Origin of the sequence: Saccharothrix violaceirubra, from assembly GCF_014203755.1 — a bacterium.
Lineage (GTDB): Bacteria > Actinomycetota > Actinomycetes > Mycobacteriales > Pseudonocardiaceae > Actinosynnema > Actinosynnema violaceirubrum.
On record NZ_JACHJS010000001.1, the window covers coordinates 346,868 to 364,371 of the forward strand.

The window sequence follows — 17,504 nt, forward strand, 5'->3', positions numbered from 1 at the left end:
TGGCCCGGGGGTCGTGCGGCACGTCCGCACGACCCCCGGGCTTTGTCGTTCACCCGATCCAGGGCATTGACACCGGGGTGGCCCCGGACGATAAGATCAAGCCATCGTTCGAACAGATGTTCGAGTTCGAGTGAGACAGGTCGCCGGACTTCCCACGGCGGTCCGCGCACAGGGGTGCGCGCGGATTCGTGGGAGGAGGGTTCCGGTGCGGGGTTCGACAACGGCGACGGTGGCCGCGCTCGGGGTAGGCGCGGCCGGCGAGTCGACCTCGGCACCCACCCGTGTCCTGCCGGTTCGCGGGGAACTGGCGGGACTCCTCCCGTGGGGCGGCCTGCGACGTGGCAGCACGGTGTCGGTTCGCGCGTCGGCATCGTTGCTGCTCACGTTGATCGCCGCGGCGACGGCGGAAGGGTCGTGGGCGGTCGTCGCCGGGCTGCCGCGGTGTGGGGCACTCGCGGCGGTCGAGGTGGGGGTGGCCGTCCATCGACTCGCTCTCGTGCCCCGGCCGGGTCGGGACCGGGGTGAGGTCGACCGGACCGTGGCGGCGCTGCTGGACGGGTTCGACATCGTGGCGGTGGCGACGCCGGTGAGTGCCGCGTCGGCCCGCAAGCTGTCGAACCGCGCTCGGGTGCGCAAGGCGGTCCTGGTCCCTTTCGGTCTGGACTGGCCCGGCGCCGACGTCGAGCTGACCCCTTCTTTCGGCCCGTGGAACGGACTTTCCCCGGACGGCGGCACACCTCTGCGCACGCGCACCTTGACCGTGCACGCGACCGGCCGAGGCGCCGCCGCCCGCCCCCGGTCCACCACGTTCCCCCTCTTACTCCGCACGCGAGTCCTCCACCCGGACACCCTGAAAGTGCCTCGCCCACACAAACGCGCGAGTTATACGTTCAGGCACCACGAAATGTGCACTCGGACACCACGAGTTGTGCGTTCAGGCACCGCGAATCATGCACTCGGGGCATGCCTGCCTGAAGCCTGTGGCCCGCAAGGAGGGGAACACCTCCGCGTCAGCCCACGGACCCGCGAGGACGGGTCCCGGCCGCGACCCCTGGCCAGGACCTTCACTCGCCGGCCGCTGCACCCCGAACGCGCGAGTCCTCCACTCGGGCACCCTGAAATACGCACTCGGGCAGTGCGAGATGGGGCGGTCCGGGGTTCGGCTTCGCGCGAGTCATGCGTTCGGACACCGCGAGTTGTGCGTTCAGAGCCGCGGATCGCGGCGTTCAGGAATCTCTATCGGGTGTGAACCTCGATCAGGCGCGTTCCGGCGCGCTTCACGGCTACAGGTGGTGGGTGTGCGAACGTTGGTCGTCCGGTGTCCCGACTGGGCGGTGGTGGCGGCTGCCGCGGAAAGCGGGGTGTCACCGCACGTCCCCGCCGCCGTGATCCGCAACGGCGAGGTGGCGTCCTGTTCCGCCGTGGCCCGCACCGAAGGGGTCTTCGTCGGCCAACGACGCCGGGCCGCCCAGGGCCGTTGTCCCGAACTCGTCGTCTTCGAGCACGACGGCGAACGCGACGCCCGCGTCTTCGAACCCGTCGCGATCGCCGTGGAGGAGATCACGCCGGGCATCGAGGTGGTCCGCCCCGGCGTGGTGGCGGTGGCCGCCCAAGGACCCGTCGCCTACTACGGGTCGGCCGCCGCCGCGGCCGAGCGGATCGTCGACCACGTCGCCGGACGGGCCGGGGTCGAGGCGTCGGTGGGCATGGCCGACGGGGTGTTCGCGGCCACCCTGGCGGCCCGGCGCGGTCGGCTCGTGGCCGACACCGCCGCCTTCCTGTCCGAATTGGACGTCCGCGAACTCGGCCGCCCCGCGTTGGTGGACCTGTTGCGGCGCATGGGTTTGCGCACGCTCGGCGCGTTCGCCGCGATCTCCGAACGTCACGTCGCCGGCCGGTTCGGCAAGGACGCCGTGTTCGCGCACCGGCTCGCCCGGGGCCTGGAGGAACGGCCGCCCTCCCGTCGGACCCCGGCGGTCGACCCGGCTGTCGAACTCGTCCTCGACCCACCGGTCGACCGGGTCGACGCCGCCGCTTTCGCCGCGCGCACGCTGGCCGAACGCCTGCACACCGGCCTGTCCGCCCGAGGTTTCGCGTGCACCCGGCTGGCGATCGAGGCGACGACCACGACCGGCGAGCACCGCCGCCGGGTGTGGCGCTGCGCCGACCCGTTGACCGCCCAGGGCATCGCCGACCGGGTGCGGTGGCAGCTCGACGGGTGGCTCACCGGCGCCGTCCTCACCGGCCCGGTCGAGGTGGTCCGCCTCGACCCCGAGGAGCTGGTCGACGGCGACGCGCTTCAGCTCGGCCTGTGGGGCGGGCAGGGCGAGGCGGCGGACCGGGCCGCACGGGCGATGGTCCACGTCCAGGGCCTGCTCGGCCCGGACGCCGTGGTCACGCCAGTGCTCGGCGGCGGTCGCGGCCCGGTCGAGCGGGTCCGTTGGGTGCCGTGGGGCGACGAACGCGTCCCGGCCGACGACCCGACCGCGCCCTGGCCGGGACGGCTGCCCGCGCCGTCCCCCGCGACCGTGTTCGACCGGCCCGATCCGGTCGCCCTGCTCGACGAGCACGGCGCCGACGTCGTGGTCACCGGCCACGCCGAACTGGTCGCCCGGCCGCACCGGATCGTGCACGCTGGACGCGGGCGTCAGGTCGTCGGCTGGGCCGGGCCGTGGCCGGTCGACGAGCGCTGGTGGGACGAGACCGGCGCGGTCCGGGCGGCCCGCCTCCAGGTGCTCGGCACGGCACCCGACGGTTCGGAGCTGGCCTACCTGCTGATCCGCAGCGGCGGCCGGTGGGCGGTGGAAGGCGTGTACGACTAGTGGGGTGGAACAACCCGCCGGTGCGGTGGTCGGACCTGGAACGGGCACTGTCCGGCCGACCCTGGCCGGCCGACGGCGGCGACGGTCCGGCGTGGACGCGGCGGCGGGAGCGGTACGAGTCGGATTTCACGGTCAAGCTGGACGAGCTGGCCGCGACCCGTGAACGCGTGCCCTACGTGGAACTGCACTGCCACTCCAACTTCAGCTTCCTCGACGGCGCCGCCCACCCCGAGGAACTCGTCGAGACGGCCCAGCAGCTCGGCTTGGACGCGATCGCGATCACCGACCACGACGGCATGTACGGCGTGGTCCGCTTCGCGGAGGCCGCACGCGAACTGGGCATGCGCACGGTTTTCGGCACGGAACTGACGCTGCGGGCCGAGGAGCGCACGGGCACGCCCGACCCCGGCGGCGAACACCTGCTGCTCCTCGCCGCGGACGTCGAGGGCTACCACGCCCTGTGCCGCACCGTCACCAGCGGTCAGCTGCACCCCGACGCCGAGAAGGGCCGTCCGGTCTACGACCTCGACCAGGTCGTGGAGGACACCCGTGACCGGTGCGTCGTGCTCACGGGGTGCCGCAAGGGCGCGGTCCGGCGGGCGTTGACGGACAGCCCCGCCAAAGCCTTCGAGCAGCTCGGCCTCCTGATCGACCGGTACGGCCGCGACCGCGTCCACGTCGAACTCACCGATCACGGCCTGCCCGAGGACGGCGTGCGCAACGACCTGCTTTGGGGCATGGCACACGACCTCGGCCTGCCCGTCGTGGCCACGAACGCCGTGCACTACGCCGTGCCCGCACGCGGCCGGCTCGCGGCGGTGATGGCTGCCGTGCGGGCGAGGCGTCCGCTCGACGAGCTGACCGGCTGGTTGCCGCCCGGTCGGACGGCGTGCCTGCGGTCGGGCGAGGACATGTACCGGCGGTTCGCCCGTTTCCCGGGCGCGGTGCACAGGGCCGCGGTGCTGGGCCTGCGGTGTTCGTTCGACCTGGAGCTGATCGCGCCGAAGCTGCCGCCGTTCGACGTTCCCGAGGGGCACGACGAGGACAGCTACCTGCGCCACCTCACGCGTGAAGGCGCGAGACGTCGTTACGGCGACTACGCACGTGCCCACGACCAGGTCGAGCACGAGCTGGCGGTGATCACGAAGCTGGGTTTCCCGGGCTATTTCCTGGTCGTGCACGACATCGTGGACTTTTGCCGGCGCAACGGGATCCTGTGCCAGGGCCGGGGTTCGGCGGCGAACTCGGCGGTCTGCTACGCGTTGGGGATCACGAACGTGGACGCGGTCCGGTTCGGGCTGCTCTTCGAGCGGTTCCTGGCCCCGGCCCGGGACGGGCCGCCGGACATCGACCTCGACATCGAGTCCGACCGGCGCGAGGAGGTGATCCAGTACGTCTACCGCCGGTACGGCCGGCGGCACGCCGCGCAGGTCGCGAACGTGATCACCTACCGGGGCCGGTCGGCGATCCGGGACGTGGCGCGGGCGTTGGGGCACGCGCCCGGACAACTGGACGCGTGGAGCCGGCAGGTCGACCGGTGGGGTCCGCTGCGGTCGGCCGACGGCCTCGACATCCCGGCGCCCGTGCTGGAACTGGCCGCGAGCCTGGAGAACGCGCCGCGCCACCTGGGCATCCACTCCGGCGGCATGGTCATCTGCGACCGGCCGGTCAGCGAGGTGTGCCCGGTGGAGAAGGCACGGATGGTCGACCGGACCGTGCTCCAGTGGGACAAGGACGACTGCGCGGCGGTCGGGCTGGTGAAGTTCGACCTGCTCGGTCTGGGCATGTTGTCGGCGTTGCACTACGCCATCGACCTGGTGCGCGAGTACGCCGGCGTCGAGGTCGACATGGGCGCGTTGGACCTGGCGGACCGGCGCGTCTACGAGATGCTGCAAAAGGCGGACTCGGTCGGCGTGTTCCAGGTCGAGAGCCGTGCGCAGATGGCCACGTTGCCGCGCCTGAAGCCCCGCGGGTTCTACGACCTGGTGGTGGAGGTGGCGTTGATCCGCCCCGGCCCGATCCAGGGCGGTTCGGTGCACCCGTACATCCGGCGGCGGAACGGAGACCCCTGGGAGCACGACCACCCGCTGCTCAAGCGGGCTTTGGACAAGACGTTGGGCGTGCCGCTGTTCCAGGAGCAGCTCATGCAGATCGCCGTGGACGTCGCCGATTTCAGTCCGGCCGAGGCCGACGAACTGCGCCGGGCCATGGGCGCCAAGCGGTCGACGCACCGGATGGAACGCCTGCGCGACCGGTTCCACGCGGGCGCCGTGGCCAAGGGCGTCACGCCGGACGTGGCCGACCGGATCTACGCGAAGCTGTTGGCGTTCGCCAACTTCGGCTTCCCCGAGAGCCACGCGTTGAGCTTCGCCCACCTGGTGTTCGTCAGTGCCTGGTTCAAGCTGTATCACCCGGCGGCGTTCTGCGCGGCCCTGCTGCGTGCCCAGCCGATGGGGTTCTACTCGCCGCAGTCGCTGGTCGCCGACGCGCGGCGGCACGGCGTGCGGGTGCTCGGACCGGACGTCAACGCGAGCCGTGCGCACGCCTCGGTGGCCGACGTCGACGGTGAAGCGGCGGTGCGCATCGGGCTGGCGGGCGTGCGCACGATCGGGGAGCGGGACGCCGAGCGCATCGCCGCCCTGTCGCCGTTCACCGATCCCGAGGATTTCGGCGTCCGGACCGGGTTCCTGACGACGGCGCAGGTCGAGGCGTTGGCGACGGCGGGCGCGTTCGGCTGCTTCGGGGTGGGGCGGCGGGCCGCGCTGTGGTCGGCGGGCGTGGTTGCCGCGTTGCGCCCGGACCGGTTGCCGGGCACGGCGGTGGGCGTGGACGCGCCCGTGCTGCCGGGCATGGACGAGGTCGAGTTGGCCGTCGCGGACGTGTGGGCCACGGGCCTGTCGCCGGACAGCTTCCCGACGCAGTTCGTGCGGGAGCGGCTGGCCGGGTTGGGTGCGGTGCCCGTGGCCGGGTTGGCGGACGTCGCGGACGGCACGCGCGTGCTCGTCGGCGGTGCGGTGACCCACCGGCAGCGCCCGGCGACGGCCGGTGGGGTCACGTTCCTCAACATCGAGGACGAGAGCGGCATGCTCAACGTCGTGTGCACACCCGGGTTGTGGGCGCGGTACCGGAAGGTCGCGCTGGCCAGTCCGGCGTTGCTGGTCCGGGGCGTGCTGGAGAGCGCGGAGGGCGTGATCAGCCTGCGCGCCGACCGGTTGCAGCACCTGGACCTGCGCATACCGTCACGATCCCGCGACTTCCGCTGACCGGGCGTAGGTGGAGAACACCACGCCGGTGTCGAACGACCTGGTCGACGTGAGCGTGAACCGGGGCACGCCCGGCACGTCGTCGAACAGCGGGATGCCCCGACCGAGCACGATCGGGTGGATCTTCAGCCGGAGTTCGTCGATCTCGGCGGCGAGGGCGCTCGCCAGCTTCCCGCCGCCGCAGAGCCAGATGTCCTTGCCGTCCTGGGCTTTCAGGGCGCGCACCGGGTCGACGGTGTCGATCACCTCGACGTCGTCGGGCGTGCCGGTGAGCGTGGACGACACGACGAACTGCCGCAGGTGGGCGTAGGGGCTCGGCAGTCCGCCGGGCACCTGGTAGGTGGCGCGGCCCATGAGAACGGTGTCGAAATGCCGGTTGGGTACGCCGTCGAGACCGAGGTACGGGCGGGCCGCGGTCGGGAGGGCCTCGGGGTACTCGGCGGTCAGCCACCCGGCGTGGTCGCCTTCGAACAGGAATGAGTCGAAGCCGCCGTCGACGTCGGCGATGAAGCCGTCGAGCGTGACGGCGACGTAGTAGACGAGCTTTCGCATGGTGCCTCCTCGGTGAACCACGACGACTGTAGTACTATGCCTGTAGTGGTTGTCAAGGGAGGTCGCTGTGGTCAGGAACGCGGAACGGCGGGTGGCGCTGGTCGACGCCGCGATCGAGGTGCTCGCCCGGGAAGGCGCGCGCGGGCTCACGTTCCGCGCCGTCGACCAGGAAGCGGCCGTGCCCACCGGTACGGCCTCGAACTACTTCCCGAACCGGGATGTGCTGCTGCACCAGGTCGCCGAACGCGTCCACGTGCGACTCACGCCCGACCCGGCGGCGGTCGTGGAAGCGTTGAGCGCGCCACGCGACCACGCGCTCGTCCGACGTTTCATGCGCGAACTGCTCGACCGCATGCGTCGGGAACGCACCGGCTACCTGGCCGTGCTCGAACTGAGGTTGGAGGCCACGCGACGGCCCGAACTGCGCGCGTCGCTGACACGCACGATGAGCGTGACCCTGGAGGAGAACTTCCGGTTCCACGCCGAGGCCGGACTACCCGGCGACCGCGCCGGATTCGAGGTGCTCTACCTGGCCATGACCGGGCTGCTGCTGGAGCACCTGACGTTGCCCGACGTGCTCGCCGACGTGGAAGGGCTGGTGGACGCGATGGTCGACCGGCTCTAGCGGTTGAACGGCCCGCCGATGATCGTCATCGCCACGACGATCACGGCGATACCCAGGCCCGAGTACAGCAACGCGTCGATGCCCCGCCCCCGGACCGCGATCAACCCGGCCTGCTCGTCGGACACCAGCAGCCGCAGCACGGCCGCGATCAACAACGCGAGTCCGATCAGGACCACGCCTTCGCGCCAGTAGTACTGGCCGATCCGTACGAGACCGAGCACGACGACCGCGAGCACCAGCCCGAACGGCAGGTGCCGGCTCGCCGCCGTGCGTTCGGACATCGCCTTCACCGGGCCAGACCTCGTTCCGCCGCCTCGACCGTGTTGGTCAGCAACATGGCGATCGTCATCGGCCCGGCACCGCCGGGGATCGGCGCGAGGAACCCGGCGACCTCGGCGACGTCCGGGTGCACGTCCCCGACCAGACCCGCCTCGGTGCGCGTGATGCCCACGTCGACCACGGCCGCACCCGGCTTGACCATGTCGGCCGTGATGAGACCGGGACTGCCCGCCCCGGCGACCACGATGTCCGCCCGGCGTACCTCGGCGGCGAGGTCCTTCGTGCCGGTGTGGCACAGCGTCACGGTGGCGTTCTCGGAACGGCGGGTGAGCAACAACCCGATCGGGCGCCCGACCGTCACACCACGCCCGACGACGGTGACGTTCGCACCGGCCAGCGGCACGTCGTAGCGCCGCAGCAGTTCGACCACACCACGCGGGGTGGCCGGCAGCGGGGCTTCGTCACCGAGCACGAGTTTGCCGAGGTTGACCGGGTGCAGCCCGTCCCCGTCCTTGGCCGGGTCGATGCGCTCCAGGATGGCGTTCGCGTCGAGGTGGCGCGGCAACGGGAGCTGGACGATGTAGGCGGTGCAGGCCGGGTCCGCGTTCAACTCGTCGATGACGGCTTCGAGCTGGGCCTGCGTCGTGTCGGCGGGTAGATCACGCCGAATGGAGGTGATGCCGACCTTCGCACACGCGGCGTGCTTGCCCTTGACGTACGAGTGCGATCCAGGGTCATCCCCCACGAGCACGGTCGCGAGACCGGGCGTCACACCCCGCTCCACCAGCGCGGCAACCCGCGCACGCAGACCGTCGAAGATCGAGTCCCGCGTAGCCCTGCCGTTGAGGATCGTCGCCGTCACACCCCCATCTTGTCACCCCGCCCCAAACCACCGCGCGACGACGTAGTCAACGTCAAGCCCCCAAAAGCCCGACAACCGCGGAACACGACACACCCGCACCCACCACCCCGGGGATCCAAGCCCCGAACGCACGACGCCCAACTTTCGGCGCCCCAACGCACACCTCACGATTCCACCGCACCCCGACCGCACAACTCACGGTGCCTGAACGCACAACTCGTGGTGCCTGGACGTATAACTCGCGCGAACCACGAGCCCGAAGAAGACCCGCGATCAGCGGGGCACGTGGACCGCCGAAGCGGCCACCGTCCCGAGAAGAGCCAACCCGCCCGCCGCGGCAGCCGCCGCGGCCGGACCGGGCCCGTCGATCAACCGCCCGATCCACGGCAGCACCAACGCCGGCCCGGCCGTCGTGAACGTCGCCATCCACCCGAAAGCCTCGGCCTTGCGCCCCTCCGGAGCCAACGCCCCGATCCGACTGTTGTTGGCCGCGATGGTCGGCGCGATCGTCAACCCGCCGATCACCAGCACCACCCCGACCGACCAGGGCGACAACCCGACGACCGGCGGCAACACCGGCACCAGCGCCAACAACCCCAACGACATGGCGAACATCCGCCGCGCGAACCGCATGGGCCCCGTCCACCCGCCCGTGACCAGCCCGCCCACCACCGACCCGACACCCCACACCGCCGCCAGCGCACCGGCCAACGCGGGCACCCCGCCGTCCCGCGCCAAGGCGACGATCACCATGTCGATCGACACCAGCGACGCCACGATCGCCCCGGCCGCCAGGAACGACAACGCCAGCGACCGGTCCCGGAGCAGCGCCGGACCTCCGTGCGCGCGCTCGTGCGGCACGGGTCGGTCGATCCCGGCCCGGCGTAAAGCACGCAGGAACCCGAGCGCCCCCACCACGGCGGTCACCCCCGCGCCCCACAACGCGATCTCCGGACTCGCCACGGCGACCACGGCCGCCGCCGCTGCCGGACCGATCACGTAGGTCAACTCCTGCGTCGAAGCCTCCACCGTGAACACGGCGTTCAACGTCGGACCGGACGCCAGCCGCTGGAACCCCGCCCGGCTGAGCTGCGTGACCGGCGGCGTCGACACGCCGACCAGGAACGCGACCACCACCGCCACCGGCCACGCCGACGCGGGCAGCAGCACCGGCACCAGGCCCAGCGCGGTGATCCCCACGGCGTAACCCGACACCGTCGCGAGCAGCAGGGGCGTCGCCGGCTTCCGGTCCGCTGCGCGACCCCGCAGCGGGCTCGCCACGCCCATGCCCAAGGTCATCGCACCGCCGACCACGCCCGCCAGCGCGTACGAATCCGTCCACCCCACTACCAGGAACGCCACCGCCAAGGGCACTGTCGGCAGGTGCAACCGCCCGGCGAGCGCCCAGCACAGCAGGGCGGTCAGGCCGGGGATCGCGGCGAGTTCCCGGTAGGGACGGAGCACGGTGACCACTGTGCCCGAGGGGTCCGACAATTCACGGTCGATTCCACCGGAACCCGAAAGCCTCGGTTAGCGTCTGCACCTCACGTACGGCGCGACCGAGGGGACGACTGTGACCGATCCGAGCGGCCGGCGGGCCGAGCTGGAGGCACGCAACGCCGCCATGCGCGAACAGGTCGACACGCTCCTCGGCGAGCTGCGTGAGAAGACCGCACAACTGCGCGAGACGCAGGAGCGCGCGTTGGCCGTGACCGCGAGCGCGGTGTCCAAGGACGGGACGGTGAAAGCGTCGGTCGACGCGTCGGGCGCGTTGACCTCGCTGGAGTTCGCGCCGAGCGCGTTCGACCGCCACCAGACCCCGGACAAGCTGGCCCGACTGGCGACCGAGACGGTCCGGCAGGCCATCGCCAAGGCACGCACCGAGGTGGAGGAGACGCTGGCCGACGCGCGCACCGGCCCGTCGCTCGACCTGTCGGAACTGCTGCCCGGCGTGCCGCCGCTGAGCGAACTGGTGCCCAAGCCGCCCGTCGTGGCCGATCCGCCCGCGACGACCCGGCGTCCCGCACCGCGTGACGACGACCAGGAGGGCGAGAGCTTCATGGACAGGAGCGGCTGGTGACCGGCTTCGGCGTCGACGTTTCCGGCCTTCGTCAGGGCGGCACGCAGTTCGGCGCCGCGGGCGACTCGCTCGACGGCGTCCTGCGCACGCTGGACTCCGCGCTGTCCGCCGAGGGCCAGTGCTGGGGCAACGACGAGTCGGGCCAGGCATTCGCCAAGGAGTACGTGCCGAACTCGAAGGCCACGTTGGAGGCGTTCGGCAGCCTCGCCACGGCTTTGGCGGAGATCCGCGGCGCGGTCGACCAGACCGCCGACGCCTACGAGGGCTCGGACCACGGCAACGCGTCCGGCTTCACCCGGACTTACTGAGGGGCTGGCAAGCGGTGGGCATCGAGATCCCGAGCGAGGTCACGTGGCTCTTCCCGATCGTGGTCGGGCAGAGCTGGCCGGAGGGCGACGAGACGGCGCTGAGGCGCATGGCCGATGCCTATCGCACCGCCGCACAGGGCGTGAAGTCCGTGCTCGACGAGGCGAACGGCGCCGCGTCGACCGTGATGTCGAGCCAGACCGGTGAAGCGGTCAAGGCGTTCGAGGGGTACTGGAAGAAGTTCGCCGACGGCGACGACTCGTACCTGCCGAAGTTGCAGAAGATCTGCGAGCAGCTCGCGGAGAGTTGCGACAACACGGCGTTGGAGGTCGAGTACACCAAGCTGTCGATCATCGCGTCGCTGATCGCGCTGGCGATCGAGATCGCGGCGCTGGTGGCGGCGGCGTTCGGCACGTTCGGCGCGTCCACCGCCGGCATCCCGATCGCGCAGCAGGCGACCAGGCTGATCGTGCAGTTCACGTTCCGGCAGCTGATCATCGCGATCCTGAAGGAGGTCGCGATCTCGGTCGGCATCGACGCGGCCATCCAGGGCATCCAGATGCTGTCCGGCGAGCGCAAGAACTGGGACTGGGGCAAGACCGGCGAGGCGGCCGTGTCCGGCGCGGTGTCGGGTCTGGTCGGCGGCGTGTCGGGCGGCCTGAAGTTCCAGGGCGGCGGCCTGGCCGGGCAGATGGCCGTCGGTGCGACGCGCGGTGCCGTGGAAGGTGCCGTGTCGACGGTCGGCACGGCGGCCGTCATGGGCCAGGACATCAGCGCCAAGGACGTGCTGCTGGGTGCGACGTCCGGTGCGGTGTCCGGTGGCATCGGCGGTGCCAAGGACGGCATCACGGTCGAGGCGCCGCACGTGACGCCCGGCGGTCCGGGCGGCGGACCCCCCGACCTGACGCCACCCGCCGGCGGCCCGCCGACCGGTGGTCCCCCGGGGGCCGCTCCCACCGGCGGCCCGACGGGATCGGGTCCCACCGGAACCGGCCCGACCGGAACCGGCCCGACGGGAGCGGGTCCGACCGGCTCCGCTCCGACCGGAGCCGGGCCGGGTGGCGGTCCGTCCGGTCCGACCGTGAACCGCGACGGCCTGAACCGGCCGCGTGGCACGGACACCACCACTGCCTCGTCGGTGGCGGCTCCGCCCGCTCCCGGCCCGTCGGTGTCGATGCCGCCCCCGGTCGGCGGCGACCACTCCTCCGGTGGCCCGACGTCCTCGCCGGGAGGATTCACCGGAGCCCCGACCTCGAACGGCCCGCTGCCGACCTCGACGACCCCGTCGTCGGGCGGTTCGTCGATCGGCAACCGCCTGGGCGCACCGACGACCGGGGGTCCGACGCCCGGTGGGCCGACCGCGACGCCGGGGCACGGTGGCACCTCGCCGGGAACCCCCGCCGCGGGCAGGACTCCCACCGCCACACCGGGTTTCGGCCCGGGATCGTCCGGAAGCCACCCGACACCGGGTGCGTCCGGCGGCCACGGCACCACTTCGGGCACGGGCGCCACGCACTCGACACCGGGGTCGACCGGCGCGACCCCCGGCGGCCACCCGACTCCGGGCGGCGCGGGCACGACGCCGGGCCACGGCTCGACTCCGGGCACAGGTTCGTTGCCCGGCAACGGTTCCACGCCCGGTACGTCCGCTCCCGGTGGTCCGACGTCGGGCACCGGCCCGAACCCCGGTAGCGGGGCGACTCCCACCGCCGGTTCGACGCCGGGTGCCCACTCGACTCCCGGTTCCGGACTTCCCGGTTCCGGCGTGCCGGGCGCCGGCCCGGCCGGGTCGGGTCTGCCGGGCTCAGGCCCGGTGGGTTCCGGTGCGCCCGGTTCGGGCCCGATCGGTTCCGGCGTGCCGGGTGCGGGCCCGGCCGGCTCGGGTCTTCCTGGTTCCGGCCCGGTGGGTTCCGGTCTGCCGGGTGCCGGTTCGGCGGGTTCGGGTCTTCCTGGTTCCGGCCCCGTCGGGTCGGGTGTGCCGGGTTCGGGTCCGGTCGGGTCCGGTCTTCCTGGTTCGGGTCCGGTCGGTTCAGGTGTGCCCGGTTCCGGTCCGGTGGGTTCCGGCTTGCCTGGCACCGGTCCCGTCGGGTCGGGCCTTCCGGGGACCGGTCCGGTCGGTTCGGGTGTGCCGGGTTCGGGTCCGGTCGGGTCGGGTGTGCCGGGGGTCGGTCCGACGGGCTCGGGTCTGCCCGGCCCTGGTCCGGTCGGTCCGGGGGCCGGGCCGCACGGTGGTGGTCCGGCTCCGCACCTGTCCGGTGGTGCTCCGGGCGCTGGGTCGCACTCGGGTCCCGCTTCGGGGACCGGTCCCATGGGTGGCGGTGGAGGGTTCGCGCCGCCTCCCGGTGGTGGTGCACCCGGTGGTGGTGGCGGGGGACTCGGCGGGGGCCGTCCGTCGGCGCCCACGGCGAGCGGCTACTTCTCGGACGACCACTCGTCCGGTGTGCGCGGGACCGACGCGGTGAGCGCCAGTTCCGTGACCGGTGCGCCGGTCGAGGCCTACGCGAATCCGTCGTACCAGCCGACGCCCGACCAGCGGTCGGCGATCCCGCAGCAGCCGACGGGTTTCGGTCCCCAGCAGGGGTTCGGCCCGCAGCAGGGCTACACGCCGCCGCCCGGTTCGTCCGCACCCGCCCACCAGGCCCCGCCCGGGGGCCAACCGCCCCGCCCGGACGCGGCACCGCGTCCGACGAGGCCCGACGCCCCCTTCGCCCGCGGCCCCGAAGCCTTGGCCCGGCCCGACGCACCGCGTCCCTCCGACGGCCGCCCGACGGACACCCGTCCCGGCTCGCCCGCCGGACGCGGCCCCGACGCACCGGCCCCACGCGGCTCGGAACCACGCGGCTCGGAACCACGCTGGGAGGCACCCGGCGGCCGTGGCACGGAGTCCCCGGCCTCGCGCGGCGCCGAGCCACGCTGGGAACCACCCGCCGCTCGCGGCACGGAGTCCCCGACCCCACGCGTTGCCGAGCCCGCGAGGCCCGACGCCCCCGCGTCCCGCGGCACCGATCCGACCCGGCCCGACGGTCCGGCCACTCGTGGCACCGACGCCCCGACACCGACCGACGGCCCCGCTTCACGCGGCACGGAACCCGGTGCGGAGTCCCCGGTGTCGCGTGGCACGGACCCGACCCGGCCCGACGGCCCGGTCGCCCGCGGCACGGACACGCCGGCTCCGGCCGACGGTCCGGCCTCGCGTGGCACCGAGCCGCCGACCACCGGTGACGCGCGGCCGGACGCCACGCCGACCGACGCTACGCCGGTCGACTCGACCCCGGTCGACTCGACCCCCGCCGACACGTCGACCGATCCGGCACCCGGGACCACCGACCCCGCCGATCGCGTGCCCGCGGACTCCGGCCCGACCGACCCGGGCACCGAAACCCCCGACAAGATCGGGGCACCGGGAGACGAGCACACCCCGGCGGCCTCCCACGAGTGGCCCACCGACCCCGGAACCACCGACCCGGGAACCACCGACACCGCTCCGGCCGACTCGACCCCGTCCGACGCCGATCCCTTCCCCCACAAGGGCCCCTGGAACAACCCGGCCGGTGTGGTGGAGGGGTTCTCGCACGACGGCCCCTACCATTCGGTGCACGACTCGACCGGTCCGACGGACCGCGAGGTCGGCACCTACGACCAGCGCGCCGCGGCGATCATCGAGCCCACTTACCAGCCCTACGGCCCCTACGGCTCCTACGAGCCGTTCATCCAGGCCCACTCCAGGCCCGACGGCTCCATCGCCTGGCCGCCCAACCAGGGCGCGGGCGGTCCCCGGGTCGTCGTCGAACTCCCGGCGGGCACGGTGCTCGACCGGTTCGGCAGTCCGATGGGCGACTTCCTCAGCCCGTTGCGCCCGGACGGTCAGGCGTACGGCTTCGGCGAGCGGGCGATCATGCCCGACAGCATGGGCAAGGGCTACCACGTCTACGTGCTCGACCGGCCGCTCATGGTCGAGCTGGCCCCCGTCGCCCCGGCGTTCGACCAGACCGGCGGCGCGCGCCAGCTCCAGCCGGTCGCGCACCCGGACCTGGTGGACCCGGCCACCGGGAACATGTCGGTCCAGCACCTGATCGACCTCGGTCACCTGCACGAGGTCGACGTGCCGCCCGCCGACGGCCGGGTGCTGCCGCCCGACTTCGGCACGTTCGACGAGAACGGCAACGTCCGCACGCCCGACACCGTCACCGTCGACGACGCCCGCGACGGTGCGTTCGACGACTACACCCCGACCACGAACGACGCTTCGAACCTCACCCCCAACCCGGATCTGGGCCCGGTCGCGCACCGGGGTCCGATCCCGCTCGGCGAGGTGTCCCAACGCGTCGACCAGGCCATCCGCAACAGCACGCCCACGGACGCGGGCGTCGCCCTGCACACCGAGCAGCGCCTGCGCGACCTGAGCGCACGCATCCCGCAGAGCGGCGACCACGTCGTCCTCGACGTGCACACCGACGGCGACGGCGTGCGCATCGGCGACACGCACTACACCCGCCCCGAACTGGTCGAACTGATCAACAACCACCCGGACCTCGCCGGGCGGCCGATCATGTTCGTCGGCTGCGAGGCCGGTGTCGGCGGCGAGAACAGCCTGGCCTCCTACGTGGCCCGGGAGACCGGTCAGCAGGTCGTCGCGCCGGACAACCTCGCGTGGTCCGACCCGGACGGCAACGTCTACTCCAGCTCCCGTGACGGCGCCGGCCCCACGCTCCCGCCCGACGGCGGCTGGCACGCGTTCGACCCGGACGGCACGATCACGCCCACCGGCGAGAACGGCATGCCCCCCGGCCACGAGCCGACGGGCGACCTCGGCGACGAGAGCGCCCACCGGGGCCGCGAGCACCTCGAACCGCAGGTGCAGACGCAGTGGGAGGAACCGACCACCACGCACCGCGAGTCGGTCACGTTGCCCGAGGGCCAGTCCTACTTCGAGGGCCGCGACCTGCCCCGCGACACCAGCGTGGAGGTCCGCGACCCCGACGGCCGGGTCCGCTCGGTCGTCCACGTCGACGCGGACGGCAACGTCTCGGTCGACGCCCGGGCCACCAACACCCGCGAGAACCCCGAGGTGGCCCGGCCGTACCCGAACGCGGACTACCGCGTCGAGATCGGCAACCGCAACGACGCGTTCGTGGCCAACGCCGACGGCACGATGCGCACCTGGACCGACGAGATCAAGGTCGGCGGGCGGACCGTCGAGGTCGAGCGCCGGGTGATCGTCGACGAGGTGCCCGAGCCCGCCAACGGCCGGCAGACCATCGACCGCGACCACCCCATGGCGCCCCGGCCGGGCGAGGCGTTCGTCGCCCGCACCGACCTCCCGGCCGATACGCGCATGGAGGTGTACGACACCGAGGGCAACTACCGCGGCACGGTCCAGACCGGCGCCGACGGCCGCCCGCGCTGGGTCGCCGCACCCGACTTCTGGGGCACGGCCGACGAACCGCACCGCAACCCCGAGACCACGCACGTGATCGAGGGCGCCAACTACAACATCGACCGCGGCCCGCTGCACCAGGAGTTCCGCACCGACGAGCACGGCAACCCGCAGGACGCCGCGCCCAACGTCGCGCCGCGGTTCGAGAACACCCGCACGGTCGACGGTCTGCGGCAGAACGAGCCGTTCAGCCGGCCCGGCCAGGTGCACGACCGCAGCACCGAGTACACGGTCTCCGACGAGCACGGCCAGCCGCGCGGTCGCGTGATCACCGACGAGAACGGCCTGGTGGTCTACGAGGAGACGTTCTCCGGCCAGCGCAGCCGGGCCAACGCGGAGATCACCGCCGCGCCCCCGACCGCGGTCGTCACCTCCGACGGCTTCTACGGCCTGGACCGGGGCGACGCGACCAGTCCGGTGCCGACCTGGCCGACGCCTGTGGGCGAGGTCCACCTGGGCATCGAGGTCGTCCGGGACGAGAACGGCCGCAACGTCCCCACGGTCCGCGTCCTGGACGGCGACACGTCGGGGTGGACGCCCGAGCAGCGTGCCGCCGTGGAACGCCCTTACGACAACTCGAACCCGTTCTCCGGCCGCGAGGACCTGCCGCCCGGCACCCGGTTCGTGCTGGAGGACCGGCAGGGCAACGGCTACAGCACGATCCAGACCGGCGACGACGGCGTGCCGTCCCACGTGCACACCTTCCGCCCGTTCAGCGCGGACATGAACACGCCGCTGCCCAACGCGACGGTCAGCGCGGACAACGGCATGTGGACCGGCCGCACCGACGGGCTGGGCGAGACCACCGCGACCACGGGCCGTCCCGACTTCAACTCGGGCGGTCACATCCGGCGCGACGAGACCGCGCAGCGCAACGTCGGCGACCACGGCGAGGTGTCCGTCGACCCGGAGACCGGCAAGAAGACCAAGCTCTCCGACGGTGGCCACCACGGCGGCAACGAGATGGGCTTCCCCGGCGAGGAGATCAACCAGTCCAGCCAGCAGCGCGACGAGAACCAGGGCAACCGGCGGCCGGCGTTCGCCACCGACGAGACCTGGTACGCGATGGAACGGGACCGTGCGCGGTTCGTGGCCGAGGGTCTCGGTACGGTCGAGTCCGTCGACACGTTCGCGTTGCGCGACCCGGGTCAGCGGCACCCGCACACCTACCAGACCCGCTGGCGCGTGACGTTGCCGGACGGCACCACGAGGAATTACTTCAGGAGCTACCCGAATGAGCACAACGCGGCCCTCTGGCCCAGCGACTTCTGATCGCCA

11 protein-coding genes are annotated in these 17,504 nt (G+C 72.7%); 7 read left to right on the forward strand and 4 right to left on the reverse strand.

From position 1 onward, the window contains the following. The first annotated feature begins 349 nt into the window (after window positions 1-349). Genes imuA' through F4559_RS01755 form a run of 3 tightly spaced genes read left to right on the forward strand, consistent with a single transcriptional unit; the run spans window position 350 to window position 6,085 of the window. Complete coding sequence (gene imuA', locus F4559_RS36945; RefSeq protein ID WP_513851360.1) at window positions 350-1,249, forward strand: DnaE2-dependent mutagenesis accessory factor ImuA'; 900 nt, start codon at window positions 350-352, stop codon at window positions 1,247-1,249. Between the two features lie 40 nt (window positions 1,250-1,289). Next, window positions 1,290-2,822 (forward strand): DNA polymerase Y family protein, encoded by a 1,533-nt coding sequence (locus F4559_RS01750; RefSeq protein ID WP_312865433.1) that lies wholly within the window; start codon window positions 1,290-1,292, stop codon window positions 2,820-2,822. Next, window positions 2,822-6,085, forward strand: coding sequence for an error-prone DNA polymerase (locus F4559_RS01755; RefSeq protein WP_184665834.1), 3,264 nt, complete (start codon window positions 2,822-2,824; stop codon window positions 6,083-6,085). The genes F4559_RS01750 and F4559_RS01755 overlap by 1 nt, the downstream gene beginning before the upstream one ends. Here the strand turns inward: F4559_RS01755 and F4559_RS01760 are convergent. Then, window positions 6,062-6,637: a dihydrofolate reductase family protein gene (locus F4559_RS01760; protein WP_184665835.1), complete on the reverse strand. Its 576-nt coding sequence runs from the start codon at window positions 6,635-6,637 to the stop codon at window positions 6,062-6,064. The two genes, F4559_RS01755 and F4559_RS01760, sit on opposite strands and share 24 nt — an antisense overlap. Window positions 6,638-6,704: 67 nt before the next feature. Here F4559_RS01760 and F4559_RS01765 point away from each other — a divergent pair, with 67 nt between their 5' ends. Further along, window positions 6,705-7,262 carry a TetR/AcrR family transcriptional regulator gene (locus tag F4559_RS01765; protein ID WP_184665836.1) on the forward strand — a complete coding sequence of 186 codons (558 nt, stop codon included), beginning with the start codon at window positions 6,705-6,707 and terminating at the stop codon, window positions 7,260-7,262. On the opposite strand, the gene F4559_RS01770 is transcribed toward F4559_RS01765, so the two are convergent. The 3 genes from F4559_RS01770 to F4559_RS01780 form a co-directional block, all read right to left on the reverse strand. Next, a complete protein-coding gene (locus F4559_RS01770) occupies window positions 7,259-7,543 on the reverse strand; it encodes a DUF3017 domain-containing protein (protein WP_184665837.1) in 285 nt (94 codons plus the stop codon). The two genes, F4559_RS01765 and F4559_RS01770, sit on opposite strands and share 4 nt — an antisense overlap. A gap of 5 nt (window positions 7,544-7,548) precedes the next feature. Continuing rightward, window positions 7,549-8,403 carry a bifunctional methylenetetrahydrofolate dehydrogenase/methenyltetrahydrofolate cyclohydrolase gene (locus tag F4559_RS01775; RefSeq protein ID WP_184665838.1) on the reverse strand — a complete coding sequence of 285 codons (855 nt, stop codon included), beginning with the start codon at window positions 8,401-8,403 and terminating at the stop codon, window positions 7,549-7,551. Window positions 8,404-8,676: 273 nt separating this feature from the next. Then, window positions 8,677-9,867 (reverse strand): MFS transporter, encoded by a 1,191-nt coding sequence (locus tag F4559_RS01780; protein ID WP_312865434.1) that lies wholly within the window; start codon window positions 9,865-9,867, stop codon window positions 8,677-8,679. 109 nt (window positions 9,868-9,976) lie between these two features. Between F4559_RS01780 and F4559_RS01785 the strand changes: the two genes are divergently transcribed. Genes F4559_RS01785 through F4559_RS34695 form a run of 3 tightly spaced genes read left to right on the forward strand, consistent with a single transcriptional unit; the run spans window position 9,977 to window position 17,498 of the window. Continuing rightward, window positions 9,977-10,483, forward strand: a complete 507-nt coding sequence (locus F4559_RS01785) for a YbaB/EbfC family nucleoid-associated protein (RefSeq protein WP_184665839.1) — start codon at window positions 9,977-9,979, stop codon at window positions 10,481-10,483. Next, window positions 10,480-10,791 carry a WXG100 family type VII secretion target gene (locus F4559_RS01790; RefSeq protein WP_184665840.1) on the forward strand — a complete coding sequence of 104 codons (312 nt, stop codon included), beginning with the start codon at window positions 10,480-10,482 and terminating at the stop codon, window positions 10,789-10,791. The genes F4559_RS01785 and F4559_RS01790 overlap by 4 nt, the downstream gene beginning before the upstream one ends. A gap of 14 nt (window positions 10,792-10,805) precedes the next feature. After that, complete coding sequence (locus tag F4559_RS34695) at window positions 10,806-17,498, forward strand: WXG100-like domain-containing protein (RefSeq protein WP_184665841.1); 6,693 nt, start codon at window positions 10,806-10,808, stop codon at window positions 17,496-17,498. Window positions 17,499-17,504 lie beyond the last annotated feature (6 nt).

Excerpts from the sequence above, each read along its gene's own strand:
- F4559_RS01760 (WP_184665835.1), bottom strand. The coding sequence starts at position 6,637 with ATGCGAAAGCTCGTCTACTACGTCGCCGTCACGCTCGACGGCTTCATC.
- F4559_RS01770 (WP_184665837.1), bottom strand. The coding sequence starts at position 7,543 with ATGTCCGAACGCACGGCGGCGAGCCGGCACCTGCCGTTCGGGCTGGTG.